Annotated in this window: 12 protein-coding genes; 9 read left to right on the top strand and 3 right to left on the bottom strand. The window is 62.3% G+C overall.

Features of this window, described 5'->3' with window-relative positions:
* The first annotated feature begins 5 nt into the window (after positions 1–5).
* Complete coding sequence (locus F8N62_RS21675; RefSeq protein ID WP_150712596.1) at positions 6–878, top strand: LysR family transcriptional regulator; 873 nt, start codon at positions 6–8, stop codon at positions 876–878.
* A 93-nt stretch (positions 879–971) separates the two neighbouring features.
* On the opposite strand, the gene F8N62_RS21670 is transcribed toward F8N62_RS21675, so the two are convergent.
* A complete protein-coding gene (locus tag F8N62_RS21670; RefSeq protein ID WP_150712595.1) occupies positions 972–1829 on the bottom strand; it encodes a LysR substrate-binding domain-containing protein in 858 nt (285 codons plus the stop codon).
* A 109-nt stretch (positions 1830–1938) separates the two neighbouring features.
* Between F8N62_RS21670 and F8N62_RS21665 the strand changes: the two genes are divergently transcribed.
* The 3 genes from F8N62_RS21665 to F8N62_RS21655 all read left to right on the top strand — a co-directional run bounded on the left by F8N62_RS21665 (position 1939) and on the right by F8N62_RS21655 (position 4754).
* Positions 1939–3048, top strand: a complete 1110-nt coding sequence (locus tag F8N62_RS21665) for a 2-aminoethylphosphonate--pyruvate transaminase (protein WP_150712594.1) — start codon at positions 1939–1941, stop codon at positions 3046–3048.
* Positions 3049–3202: 154 nt separating this feature from the next.
* Positions 3203–4030, top strand: a complete 828-nt coding sequence (gene phnX, locus F8N62_RS21660; RefSeq protein ID WP_150712593.1) for a phosphonoacetaldehyde hydrolase — start codon at positions 3203–3205, stop codon at positions 4028–4030.
* 175 nt (positions 4031–4205) lie between these two features.
* A complete protein-coding gene (locus F8N62_RS21655) occupies positions 4206–4754 on the top strand; it encodes a cytochrome b (protein ID WP_150712592.1) in 549 nt (182 codons plus the stop codon).
* 7 nt (positions 4755–4761) lie between these two features.
* On the opposite strand, the gene F8N62_RS21650 is transcribed toward F8N62_RS21655, so the two are convergent.
* Positions 4762–5679 carry a 1-aminocyclopropane-1-carboxylate deaminase/D-cysteine desulfhydrase gene (locus tag F8N62_RS21650; RefSeq protein WP_150712591.1) on the bottom strand — a complete coding sequence of 306 codons (918 nt, stop codon included), beginning with the start codon at positions 5677–5679 and terminating at the stop codon, positions 4762–4764.
* A gap of 167 nt (positions 5680–5846) precedes the next feature.
* Positions 5847–7886: an FAD-dependent oxidoreductase gene (locus F8N62_RS21645; RefSeq protein ID WP_150712590.1), complete on the bottom strand. Its 2040-nt coding sequence runs from the start codon at positions 7884–7886 to the stop codon at positions 5847–5849.
* 213 nt (positions 7887–8099) lie between these two features.
* Here F8N62_RS21645 and F8N62_RS21640 point away from each other — a divergent pair, with 213 nt between their 5' ends.
* The 5 genes from F8N62_RS21640 (at position 8100) to F8N62_RS21620 (ending at position 12412) form a co-directional block, all read left to right on the top strand.
* Positions 8100–8771, top strand: a complete 672-nt coding sequence (locus F8N62_RS21640) for a GntR family transcriptional regulator (RefSeq protein WP_008029632.1) — start codon at positions 8100–8102, stop codon at positions 8769–8771.
* A gap of 114 nt (positions 8772–8885) precedes the next feature.
* Complete coding sequence (locus tag F8N62_RS21635; RefSeq protein WP_150712589.1) at positions 8886–9818, top strand: 4-hydroxyproline epimerase; 933 nt, start codon at positions 8886–8888, stop codon at positions 9816–9818.
* Complete coding sequence (locus F8N62_RS21630) at positions 9815–10930, top strand: NAD(P)/FAD-dependent oxidoreductase (protein ID WP_150712588.1); 1116 nt, start codon at positions 9815–9817, stop codon at positions 10928–10930. The genes F8N62_RS21635 and F8N62_RS21630 overlap by 4 nt, the downstream gene beginning before the upstream one ends.
* Complete coding sequence (locus F8N62_RS21625; protein WP_150712587.1) at positions 10923–11159, top strand: 2Fe-2S iron-sulfur cluster-binding protein; 237 nt, start codon at positions 10923–10925, stop codon at positions 11157–11159. Before F8N62_RS21630 ends, F8N62_RS21625 begins: the two co-directional genes overlap by 8 nt.
* Positions 11156–12412, top strand: coding sequence for an FAD/NAD(P)-binding oxidoreductase (locus F8N62_RS21620; protein ID WP_150712586.1), 1257 nt, complete (start codon positions 11156–11158; stop codon positions 12410–12412). Before F8N62_RS21625 ends, F8N62_RS21620 begins: the two co-directional genes overlap by 4 nt.
* Positions 12413–12471: the final 59 nt, after the last annotated feature.

The following is a 12471-nucleotide window of genomic DNA, read 5'->3' as shown; positions in this document are numbered from 1 at the left end:
TTTCGATGTCGGTTTCCCACGCCCAGCTCAAAGCCTTCCACGCCGTGGCCGTTCACGGAAGTTTTACCAAAGCCGCCGAGCGGCTTTTTCTCACGCAACCGGCGATTTCCGACCAAGTGCGCAAACTCGAAGAGCGCTTCGGCGTGCTGCTGTTCCACCGCAATAAACGCTCGGTGCGCCTGACCGATCTGGGCGAACGCCTGCTCAGCATTACACAGCGATTGTTCGTGATTGAGGCCGAGGCACAGGAACTGCTGCACGACTCGCGGGCCTTGCAGACTGGCAGCCTGATTCTCGCGGTCGATGCGCCGGTGCATGTGTTGCCGCAAATCGCGCGGTTCTGCGAGCGCTACCCCGGCATCAGCGTGAAAATTGAAACCGGCAACACCGATGAATCGCTGTTTCGATTGTTCAACTATCAGGCTGATCTGGCGTTGCTCGGGCGCGAAGTCAGCGATGAACGCTTGATCTCGTTGCCGCTGCGCAACGACCCGATGGTGGCGTTCGTTTCGCGCAATCATCCCTGGGCGGACCGCGAATCAATCTGCCTGGCAGACCTCGACGACACGCCGCTGGTGCTGCGGGAAATCGGCTCGGTGACGCGCCAGACCCTGGAAGAGGAAATGGCCGGGGCCGGGTTCCGCATTCGTCCGGCGATTCAGGTCGAAGGCCGGGAAGCGGCGCGCGAAGCGGTGGTGGTGGGGATCGGGGTGGGGGTAGTGTCGGCCGCTGAATTCGGCGCGGATTCGCGGGTGTGCGCGTTGCCGATTACCGACTGCACACGACGGCTGACAGAGACGCTGGTGTGCTTGCGCGAACAGAGTTCACGGCGGGTGGTGGCGACGTTTCTGGAGATGGTGCGCGAGAGCCTGGACTGAACGCCCGGTCTCCTGTAGGAGCTGCCGAAGGCTGCGATCTTTTGATGTTGCTTTTAAAGGCGAAGATCAAAAGATCGCAGCCTTCGGCAGCTCCTACGGCGCCAAATCAAAAAACGCCTGGATCAAGCGCAAATCCCGCCGCCGCTCCATGCAACCGATCATGTGCCGGTTCACCAGCCCCTCGCCAATAATCGGCACCGCCGCCACTCGCGGGTCATGGCTGACCTCTACCGATGACACCACCCCCACGCCCAACTCTGCCGCCACGGCCTCGGTCACCGCCTCACGACTGTCCAGTTCGAGCAACACCCGCGGACTCACCTTCGCCTGAATACACGCCTGATCAAACGTGCGCCGGGTAATCGAGCTCGGTTCGCGCAACACCATGATCACTTGATCCAGCTCTTTTAAAGGCACCCCCTTAGATCGGTGCGCCCACGGATGACCCTCCGGCACCAGCGCGCAAATCCGCGACTCGCTCAAGGCCTGCAAATGCAAACCCTTGCGCGGTTCGACCTCGGTCAGCACCGCCACATCGGCATGCTCGGACAACAGCGCCGCGAGGGTTTCCTGTGCATTGCCCAGGCGCAGGTTCACGGTGATCCCCGGATAGCGCGCGCGCAAACTGGCGAGCATCGGCATGACCATGTGCGGCCCGTCCGCCGCCACTTCCAGTCGCCCAGTGAGCAATTGCCGATTGGCCTCGAGCATCACCTGCGCTTCTTCCGCCAGACCAAACATCGCCCGCGTGATCGCGGCGAGTTTGGTGCCCTCCTCGGTCAGTTCGACCCGACGCGCGGTGCGCCGCAGCAAGGTGATCTGGTAGTGCTCCTCCAATGCCTTGATGTGCCCGGTGACCGCCGGCTGGCTGATGAACAGCCGCGCGGCGGCACGGGTGAAGCTGCCCTCGCGGGCCACCGCATCGAAGGCGCGGAGCTGGAACAGGTTCATGAATAACCCTCACTGATGGCTGGCATAACAACAAACAATTTGATTGATAGCACGGCAAATTGCAATTTAAGCCCCGTAGCTTCATCCCATCGATTGCGAGGACACGCGAATGAGTACTGCCGAACCCATCCTGCTCACCCCCGGCCCGTTGACGACTTCGGCCCGCACCCGTCAGGCAATGATGGTCGACTGGGGTTCATGGGATGACCGCTTCAACCAACTGACTGCCAGCCTCTGCGAGCAATTGCTGGCGATCATCAACGGCGCTGCCACTCACCACTGCGTGCCCCTGCAAGGCAGCGGCACCTTCGCGGTGGAAGCGGCCATCGGCACACTGGTGCCGCGTGACGGCAAGATTCTGGTGCTGATCAATGGCGCCTACGGCAAGCGCCTGGCGAAAATCTGCGAAGTGCTCGGCCGCGCCTTCAGCACCTTTGAGACCGCCGAAGACGAACCGACCACCGCCGCCGATGTTGACCGCCTGCTGCAAGCCGACGCGAGCATCACCCACGTCGCATTGATCCATTGCGAAACCAGCACCGGCATTCTCAACCCGCTGCCGGAGATCGCCCAGGTCATTGCGCAACACGGCAAACGCCTGATCATCGACGCCATGAGTTCCTTCGGTGCGTTGCCGGTGGATGCGCAACAAGTGCCTTTCGATGCGCTGATTGCCGCCTCAGGCAAATGCCTGGAAGGTGTGCCGGGGATGGGTTTCGTCTTCGCTCGCAAAGAATCGCTGGCGACTGCCGCCGGCAATTCGCACTCGCTGGCGATGGACCTTTTCGACCAGCACAGCTACATGGCCAAGACCGGGCAGTGGCGCTTCACCCCGCCGACCCACGTGGTCGCGGCGCTGCATGAAGCCTTGCTGCAATATAACGAAGAAGGGGGCTTGCCGGCGCGGCATCAACGGTACGCCGACAACTGCAACGTACTGCTCGACGACATGGCCAAACTCGGTTTGCGCAGCTTCCTGCCCGCCGCGATTCAGGCACCGATCATCGTCACCTTCCACGCGCCGAAGGATCCGCGCTACCAGTTCAAGGAATTCTACGAACGGGTCAAGGCCAAGGGTTTCATTCTCTACCCCGGCAAGTTGACCCAGGTCGAGACCTTCCGCGTCGGCTGTATCGGCCACGTCAACCAAGCCGAGATGCACGCCGCCGTGGCGGCAATCGCCGACGTGCTACGCGAGATGGAAGTCCTGGAGATCTAACCCACACCCCCATCCCCCTGTGGGAGCGAGCTTGCTCGCGATGAGGCCTGCTCAGTCGACATCAATGTTGAATGAAAGACCGGCATCGCGAGCAAGCTCGCTCCCACAAATAAGCGGCTCTCCAACATTCAGTTATTACAGGAATTAAATCACCATGAACTACACCAATCCAACCAGACTCCAGGCCGCTATCCTCGATTGGGCCGGCACCGTGGTCGATTTCGGCTCCTTCGCCCCGACGCAGATTTTTGTCGAAGCCTTCGCCGAGTTCGACGTCCAGGTCTCCATCGAAGAAGCCCGCGGGCCGATGGGCATGGGCAAGTGGGACCACATTCGCACCCTGTGCGATCAGCCGGCCGTCGCCGAGCGCTATCGCAAGGCCTTCGGCCGCACGCCGACCGATGATGACGTTACCGCCATCTACAAGCGCTTCATGCCGCTGCAGATCGAGAAAATCGCCGAGCACTCGGCGCTGATCCCCGGCGCGCTGGACACCATCGCCAACCTGCGTCAGCAAGGGATCAAGATCGGTTCCTGCTCCGGCTATCCGAAACAGGTCATGGACAAAGTGGTCGAGCTCGCGGCCACCAACGGCTACGTCGCCGATCATGTGGTCGCCACTGATGAAGTGCCCAACGGCCGCCCATGGCCGGCTCAGGCGCTGGCCAACGTGATCGCCCTGGGCATCGACGATGTCGCCGCGTGCGTGAAGATCGACGACACCGTGCCGGGTATTCTCGAGGGACGTCGGGCCGGCATGTGGACCGTGGCACTGATCTGCTCGGGCAACGCGCTGGGTCTGGACTACGAAGGTTATCGCGCCCTCGACAGCGAGCAACTCGACAGTGAACGCAAGCGCATCCACGCGCTGTTCGAAAGCTCGCGCCCACACTACATGATCGACACCATTACTGATTTGCCGGCCGTGATCGCTGACATCAATCAGCGCCTGGCCAAGGGTGAAATGCCGCAGGCCAGCTGATCCACCTCAAAGCGCCGCTCTCCCCTGCAAGGGAAAGCGGCGTTTTTTTCTCAATCACCTGATCTAGAGCAGTGAACCTCTACTCGCCTCGGGCAAACACGGCGAAACAGGATTACAGTTAACGCACACCGTCGGCCAAGAACGGTGGCTTGACCCGACCTGTGAGGAACACTGTATGCCCTGGAAGAATTCCGACTCACGCTACAGCACCGTGTCGATCACGCTGCACTGGTTAATGCTGGTTTTGCTGGCGCTGGTTTACGCCTGCATTGAATTTCGCGGGATCTTTCCCAAAGGCAGTGGCGGACGCACGCTGATCACCGAATCGCACTTCATGCTCGGGCTGACGGTGTTTGTTCTGGTGTGGTTGCGCCTGTTCGCCCGCAGCCTCGGCCCGGCACCGCAGATCTTCCCGGCTTCACCGCACTGGCAGACGGTGCTGGCCAGGCTGATGCACTGGGCGCTGTACCTGTTCATGATCGCCATGCCGATTCTTGGCTGGCTGGTCACCAGCGCCAAGGGGCATCAGGTGATGTTCTACGGCTTCGACTTGCCGTTGCTGATCGCGGAAGACAAACCGCTGGGCAAACAAATGGAAGGCTGGCACGTGCTGGGCGGCACCATCGGCTACTGGCTGATCGGCCTGCACGCGGTCGCGGGGATTTATCACCACTATGTGGTGCGCGATAACACCCTGCTGCGGATGATGCCCAAGCGCGGCTAGACGTCTTTTATCGAAATCCGCGGCGGCCTTGCAGGCCGCCGGTGTGGATGAAAATCAGACGCGTACCCTGTGCGAAGCGCCCGGCTTCAACATGCTGTTTGAGCGCCAGCAGCGCTTTGCCGGTGTACAGCGGCTCGAGTGGAAGGCCGCTGGCTTGTTCGGTCTGCTCGATGAAGTCGAGTAGCAGTGGATCGACCTTGGCGAATCCGCCACGGCTGGCGTCGAACAGTTCGTAAGCCGGATTCTGCACACCCGCCTCGAGCACAATCGACTCGACCTGCTGCGCTACGCCATGATCGTCGGGCACCGCCAACGCGCCGTACACCGGATGATCCCCTGCCTCGGCCAGCACCAGGCCGGCCAGTGTGGTCCCGGTTCCGCACGCCAGCCACCAGCCGTCGTAATCGCTCCAGCCCAGATCGTGCAGTTGTTCGCGGACCATGGGCCGCAGTTGCAGGCAGCCCTTCGCACCCGGTAAACCGCCGCCCCCTTCCGGGACCGGATGCAGATCGGGATACTGCGCCTGCCATGGCTGCCAGAAACCCGCCTCGTGCCGCGCGCGATAACCGCCATAACCCAGCCAGTGCAACTGCATGCCAAACGCCTGCAAATCCTCCACGGTGGGGGTTTGTTGCGGATGACCGCGCAGCAACCCGACCGTGGCAAAACCGAAGCGTTTGCCGGCGGCCGCCAGTGCGTGGAGATGGTTGGAGTGAGCACCGCCCAGGCTGATGATGCCTTTGGCATTGGCGAGGTCAGCGGCTTTGAGGTGTTCGATGAGCTTGAACCACTTGTTGCCGCTGATCAGCGGGTCGATCCGGTCCAGGCGCAGGATCGCGACTTCGATGCCGGATTGGGAGAGCCAATCCAGGTGAAGGGGTTCGAGGGGGGCTGGGGGGAGCCAGTCACTGGAAGGGGAAAGCATCGATGCCGGCTCGGGGTAAGGAGCCAGCATATTAGCAGCGAACAGGACGCCTTCGCGGGCAAGCCCGCTCCCACAGGGATTTTATGTCGGTCAAAAAACCCGTGAACGGCAAGGAATCTGTGGGAGCGGGCTTGCCCGCGATGGCCATTGGCAGGCTGGACCTGCTGTTAAAGCTCAGCAGCCAACCGCGATCCCTGGTTGATCGCCCGCTTCGCGTCCAGCTCCGCCGCGACATCCGCGCCACCGATCAAATGCACATTCTGCCCCGCCGCCACCAGCCCGTCCTGCAACTCGCGCAGCGGATCCTGACCGGCGCAAATCACGATGTTGTCCACCGCCAGCACTTGCGGCTCGCCGGTTTCGCCGATGCGGATGTGCAAGCCTTCGTCGTCAATCTTCAGGTATTCGACGCTGTTGAGCATCTGCACCTGCTTGTTCTTCAGACCGGTGCGGTGGATCCAGCCGGTGGTCTTGCCGAGGCCGTCGCCGACCTTGGATTTCTTGCGTTGCAGCAGGAACACCTCACGCGCCGGAGCATGCGGTTCAGCCTTGATCCCGGCCACACCGCCGCGCGCTTCCAGATGCGTGTCAATGCCCCACTCTTTCCAGAACGCTTCGCGGTCCAGGCTGGTGGCCACACCTTGATGCACGAGGAATTCCGACACGTCAAAACCGATACCACCCGCGCCAATCACGGCGACGCGTTTACCCACAGGTTTGCGCTCCAGGATCACGTCCAGGTAGCTCAGCACTTTGGCGTTTTCGACACCCGGGATCGCCGGAGTACGCGGCGCGATACCGGTGGCGAGGATGATCTCGTCATAACCGCCCTCAACCAGTTTCGCCACATCGACGCGCGTATTCAGGCACAGCTCGACGTTGGTGGTCTGCAACTTGCGGTTGAAGTAGCGCAGGGTTTCAAAGAACTCTTCCTTGCCCGGCACACGCTTGGCGACGTTGAACTGGCCACCGATTTCACTGGCCGAATCAAACAGTGTCACTTGATGGCCACGCTCGGCCGCCACCGTCGCCGCCGACAAACCGGCCGGGCCGGCACCGACCACGGCAATTTTCTTGATCTGCTGCACCGGCAGGTAATTGAGCTCGGTTTCATGGCAGGCACGCGGGTTGACCAGGCACGTGGTCAACTTGCCACCGAACGTGTGATCGAGGCAGGCCTGGTTGCAACCGATGCAGGTGTTGATTTCATCGGCACGCCCGGCGGCGGCCTTGTTGACGAAATCCGCGTCGGCGAGGAACGGCCGCGCCATCGACACCATGTCGGCATCGCCCTCGGCCAGGATCTGCTCGGCCACTTCCGGGGTGTTGATGCGGTTGGTGGTGATCAGCGGAATGTTCACCGAACCCCGCAGTTTCGCGGTGACTTTGCTGAACGCCCCGCGCGGCACTTTGGTGGCGATGGTCGGGATCCGTGCTTCGTGCCAGCCGATGCCGGTGTTGATAAGGGTCGCACCGGCCTGCTCGATGGCTTTGGCCAGCATCACGATTTCTTCCCAGGTGCTGCCGCCTTCCACCAGATCGAGCATCGACAGACGGAAGATGATGATGAAGTTCGGGCCCACGGCTTCGCGCACACGGCGCACGATTTCCACCGGCAGGCGCATGCGGTTTTCGTAGCTGCCGCCCCAACGGTCGGTGCGGTGGTTGGTGTGGGCCGCGAGGAACTGGTTAATGAAATAACCTTCGGAACCCATGATCTCGACGCCGTCGTACTCGGCGGTTTGCGCCAGGGTCGAACAGGTCACGAAATCGCTGATCTGCTTTTCGATGCCCTCTTCATCCAGTTCCTTGGGCTTGAACGGGTTGATCGGCGCCTGAATGGCGCTCGGCGCAACTTGTTTCGGGCTGTAGGCATAACGACCGGCATGAAGAATCTGCATGCAGATCTTGCCGCCCGCCTCGTGCACCGCACGGGTCACGATCTGGTGCTTGAGCGCTTCTTCCTCAGTGGTCAGCTTGGCCGCGCCGGAATACACACCGCCTTCGTCGTTCGGACCGATACCGCCAGTGACCATCAGGCCAACGCCGCCACGGGCGCGCTCGGCAAAGTACGCCGCCATGCGCTCGAAGCCGCCGGGTTTTTCCTCAAGACCGGTGTGCATCGAACCCATCAGGGTGCGATTGCGCAGTGTAGTAAAACCCAGGTCCAGCGGGGCCAGCAGGTGCGGGTAATGAGCGGCGGTCATCGGTAACTCCACAACGATCAATCACGGAAAAGTGTGGGCACTCTTTGGCACCCCTCTGTCATGTGTAACAGACTATGAGCACTCTCTCGGCCGCTCAATGACCGAAACTGACAACTTAATGATCCAAATGCGCAACAACTCGTGCGTCGGACGCACTGAGCCCAACGAAAATTCGTATACCATATCTCCACCTCAACCCGAACGACTGCCGCCGTGACCCTACCCAAATTCAATGCTCCAGACTTGGGCAATGCGCCTTCGACGTCTGAAATCATCACCCGCCATCTGCGTGACGCCATCGTCGCCGGGCATTTCGCCGAGGACGAGCCGATTCGCCAGGACGACATCGCCCGGCAGTTCAACGTCAGCAAGATCCCGGTGCGTGAGGCCCTCAAGCGCCTGGAAGCCGAAGGTCTGGTGATGTTCCAGCGCAATCGCGGGGCGATGGTCACACGGGTGTCCGATGCCGAGCTGGCGCAGATGTTCGAAGTGCGCATGTTGCTCGAAGACAAGGTGCTTCGCCTGGCCATTCCCAACATGACCGAAGACACCTTCGCCCGCGCCGAACGCATCTGCCAGGAATTCGTCGGCGAAGATGATGTGGGACGTTGGGCCGAGCTCAATTGGGAACTGCATGCCTGCCTCTATGAGCCGGCACAACGTCCGTTTCTGGTGAGTCTGATCCGTTCGGTCAACGACAAACTGGAACGTTACCTGCGGATGCAGATGAGCCTTTCCGCGGGTAAGGAGCGCGCCGATCACGAACACCGGGAGATCCTCGAAGCCTGCCGCGCTGGTGACGTCGATCGAGCGGTGAAACTGCTCGACGAACACATCGCCGGCGTCTGCAAAACGCTGTTTGAGCACCTACCCCACCACCACTGATCGCTCGAAGCACTGTGCCGATTTCGTCATCGGCACCGGGTAAATCCATCAAGCCTGCAAGCCCCCGCACGGGCCACTCTTGCGTTCACTCATCTGAACGGACGTGGCCCATTCATGAAACGAATCACCGTGATTGACTCCCACACCGGCGGCGAACCCACCCGCCTGGTGACCTCCGGTTTTCCCGAGCTGGGCACCGGCAGCATGGTCGAACGTCTGCAACGACTGGCTGAACACCATGACCAATGGCGCACCGCCTGCGTACTCGAACCGCGGGGCAGTGATGTGCTGGTCGGCGCGCTGTTGTGTGAGCCGGTTGACCCGGCGGCCTGCGCCGGCGTGATTTTCTTCAATAACGCGGGCTACCTGGGGATGTGCGGCCACGGCACCATCGGCCTGGTGGCATCGCTGGCCCATCTGGGTAAAATCGGACCGGGCGTGCACAGCATCGAAACGCCGGTGGGTACGGTGCAGGCGACTTTGCACGACGACCGCTCCGTCAGCGTGCGCAACGTGCCGGCCTACCGTTATCGCAAAGCCGTGTCGTTGCAGGTGCCGGGGATCGGCCAGGTGGTCGGTGATATTGCCTGGGGCGGCAATTGGTTTTTCCTGATCGCCGAGCATGGTCTGCGCGTCGCCAGCGACAACCTTGATGCATTGACCGCTTATACCTTCGCCGTGCAGCAAGCACTGGACGTTCAGGGAATACGTGGCGAAGACGGCGGGTTGATCGACCACGTCGAGCTGTTCGCCGAGGATGAGCAGGCCGACAGCCGCAACTTTGTGCTCTGCCCCGGTAAGGCTTACGATCGCTCGCCCTGCGGTACTGGCACCAGCGCAAAACTGGCTTGCCTGGCGGCCGATGACAAATTGCAACCGGGCCAGATCTGGCGGCAGGCCAGCGTCATCGGCAGCGAGTTCGAAGCCTCCTACGAACAACACGGCGAGCGCATCGTACCGACGATTCGTGGCCGTGCTTTCATCAGCGCCGAGGCCAGCCTGATTATCGAACAGGACGACCCGTTCGCCTGGGGCATTCGCCCATGAACCAAGGCCTGGTGGCCGATGTCATCGTGATCGGTGCCGGCATCATCGGTGCCGCGTGCGCTCAGGCGCTGGCCCGGCGCGGCTTGCGCGTGCTGGTGCTGGACGCTGGCCTGCAGGGTGCAACGGCTGCCGGAATGGGCCACTTGCTGGTGCTCGACGACAACCCCGCCGAGCTGGCCCTGAGTCAATACTCGCTGCAACGCTGGCGCGAACAGGCGCCGGGTTTGCCGGAAGGCTGCGCTTACCGCAACAACGGGACGTTGTGGCTGGCCGCCAATGCCGAAGAAATGGCCGTGGCCCACAGCAAATATCTGGACCTTCAGACCCAGGGCGTTGCCTGCGAGTTGATCGCTCGAAACGCTTTGCGTGTCCGTGAACCTGAACTGCGCGAAGGCCTCGAAGGCGGTTTGTTGATCAACGGTGATGGCATTCTTTATGCCCCGGCGACCGCCAACTGGATGCTCGACACCGCCGGCATCGAACAACGCAGGGCGCGAGTCAGCGAGGTCGACGGCAACCGCGTGTGCCTCGATGACGGCCAGTGGCTGAGCGCCGAGGCCGTCATATTGGCCAACGGCATCCAGGCCAGCGACCTGTGCCCCGAGTTGCCGATCGAGCCGAAAAAAGGCCACTTGCTGATCACCGACCGCTACCCCGGCAAGGTCACCCACACGCTGGTGGAGCTCGGCTATGTCACCAGCGCCCACAACGCCACAGGGCCATCAACCGCCTGCAACATTCAGCCCCGGCCGACCGGGCAACTGTTCATCGGCGCCTCGCGACAATTCGGCACCACCGACCCGCAGGTCGAAGGCTGGATGCTCGCGAAAATGCTCAAGCGCGCCGCCGAGTACATGCCAGGCCTGGCTCAGCTCAACGGCATCCGGGCCTGGACCGGTTTTCGCGCCGCCAGCCCGGACGGACTGCCACTGATTGGTGAGCACCCATCACGCAAAGGTTTGTGGCTGGCGGTCGGTCACGAAGGCTTGGGGGTCACCACGGCCCCCGGCACCGCCGATTTGCTGGTCGCGCAACTGTTCAATGAGACGCCGCCATTAGCGGCGCAAGACTATCTGCCGCAACGCTTTCTCGGGGAGGCCGTGTATGCCTGATTTGGTCCTGGACGGTCGCGCCCTGCGGGTGGCCGAAGGCACGACGGTCGCCGCGGCATTGGCGTTGGCCGACGACGGGTGCACTCGCACCTCGGTCAGCGGCCAGCGGCGTGCACCGCTGTGCGGCATGGGCATCTGCCAGGAATGCCGGGTGACCATCGACGGCCGTCGCCGACTGGCCTGCCAGACGCTGTGTCAGGACGGCATGCAGGTAAGGACCCGAGCATGAACGAATACGCCGACTTGCTGATCATCGGTGCCGGCCCTGCTGGCATGAGCGCCGCCCTCGCCGCCGCACCCAGTGGCGCACGCATTATCGTGCTTGACGATAACCCGTTGCCCGGAGGCCAGATCTGGCGCGACGGGCCTCTGGCCCGCCTGCCAAATCAAGCACGGAAGATGCGCGAGCGCCTGCACACCCACAGCAATATCCACCACCACGCCGGCACTCGCGTGATCGCCTGTTCCGGCCCCAGACAATTGTTGGTGGAAGACGCCGATCACGGCTGGCTGATCGGCTACGACAAACTGATTCTGTGCACCGGAGCCCGCGAATTGCTGCTGCCCTTCCCCGGCTGGACATTGCCAGGGGTGACGGGGGCGGGAGGACTTCAGGCGCTGATCAAGGGCGGCCTGCCGGTGCAGGATCAGCGCGTGGTGATCGCCGGCAGCGGGCCGTTGTTACTGGCCACCGCGGCCACTGCGAAACACAGCGGTGCCGATGTGTTGCACATTGCCGAGCAAGCCTCGTCATCTGCGGTCGCCGGCTTCGCCCTGCAACTTCCACGCTGGCCGGGCAAACTGTTGCAATCCTTCAGCCTGTTTGACCGCCATTACCACACGGGCTCCCACATCGTGGCCGCCTTGGGTAATGAACGGCTGGAAGGTGTGCGTCTGCGCAAACAGGGCAAAATCGTCGAACTGGCCTGTGATCGCCTGGCCTGTGGTTTCGGCCTGATTCCCAATACTCAACTCGGTCAGGCGCTGGGCTGCGCACTCGATGGCACGGCGCTCGCGGTCGATGTCTGGCAAGCCACGGGCCGGGCCGACCACTACGCGGCAGGTGAATGTACCGGTTTTGGCGGCAGTGAACTGGCGTTGGTCGAAGGTGCAATTGCCGGGCATGCCGCCGTCAACAACACCGCAGCGGCACGCCACTTGTGGCCACGTCGGGCGCGCTGGCAGCGTTTCGCCACGGCATTGAACCGTGCCTTCAGCCTTGACCCGCAACTCAAGTCGCTGGCACAGGCCGACACGCTGGTCTGTCGCTGCGAAGACGTGCCCTATGCGGCATTGGCCGGGCACACTGAATGGCGCGCGGCCAAGCTGGCCAGCCGATGCGGCATGGGCGCCTGTCAGGGCCGAGTGTGTGGCGGCGCCTTGCAGTATCTGTTCGACTGGCAACCCTCGGCCCCGCGACCGCCGTTCAGCCCGGCCCGTATCGAAACCCTGATGTGCCTGGACGATACCCCGCCCGCGTAAATCGCTTTGGGGTTTCGGGGGCGCTGCCGAGTCTTTATGATCCCGGTAGTTGCCCCCAG

The sequence above is a fragment of the Pseudomonas fluorescens genome, assembly GCF_902497785.1.
GTDB classification, from domain to species: Bacteria; Pseudomonadota; Gammaproteobacteria; order Pseudomonadales; family Pseudomonadaceae; genus Aquipseudomonas; species Aquipseudomonas fluorescens_BO.
This window is presented reverse-complemented; position numbering and strand designations above follow the sequence as displayed.

Excerpts from the sequence above, each read along its gene's own strand:
- F8N62_RS21625 (WP_150712587.1), top strand. The coding sequence starts at position 10,923 with ATGCCTGATTTGGTCCTGGACGGTCGCGCCCTGCGGGTGGCCGAAGGC.
- F8N62_RS21675 (WP_150712596.1), top strand. The coding sequence starts at position 6 with ATGTCGGTTTCCCACGCCCAGCTCAAAGCCTTCCACGCCGTGGCCGTT.
- F8N62_RS21665 (WP_150712594.1), top strand. The coding sequence starts at position 1,939 with ATGAGTACTGCCGAACCCATCCTGCTCACCCCCGGCCCGTTGACGACT.
- phnX (WP_150712593.1), top strand. The coding sequence starts at position 3,203 with ATGAACTACACCAATCCAACCAGACTCCAGGCCGCTATCCTCGATTGG.
- F8N62_RS21620 (WP_150712586.1), top strand. The coding sequence starts at position 11,156 with ATGAACGAATACGCCGACTTGCTGATCATCGGTGCCGGCCCTGCTGGC.
- F8N62_RS21655 (WP_150712592.1), top strand. The coding sequence starts at position 4,206 with ATGCCCTGGAAGAATTCCGACTCACGCTACAGCACCGTGTCGATCACG.
- F8N62_RS21635 (WP_150712589.1), top strand. The coding sequence starts at position 8,886 with ATGAAACGAATCACCGTGATTGACTCCCACACCGGCGGCGAACCCACC.
- F8N62_RS21630 (WP_150712588.1), top strand. The coding sequence starts at position 9,815 with ATGAACCAAGGCCTGGTGGCCGATGTCATCGTGATCGGTGCCGGCATC.
- F8N62_RS21650 (WP_150712591.1), bottom strand. The coding sequence starts at position 5,679 with ATGCTTTCCCCTTCCAGTGACTGGCTCCCCCCAGCCCCCCTCGAACCC.
- F8N62_RS21670 (WP_150712595.1), bottom strand. The coding sequence starts at position 1,829 with ATGAACCTGTTCCAGCTCCGCGCCTTCGATGCGGTGGCCCGCGAGGGC.
- F8N62_RS21645 (WP_150712590.1), bottom strand. The coding sequence starts at position 7,886 with ATGACCGCCGCTCATTACCCGCACCTGCTGGCCCCGCTGGACCTGGGT.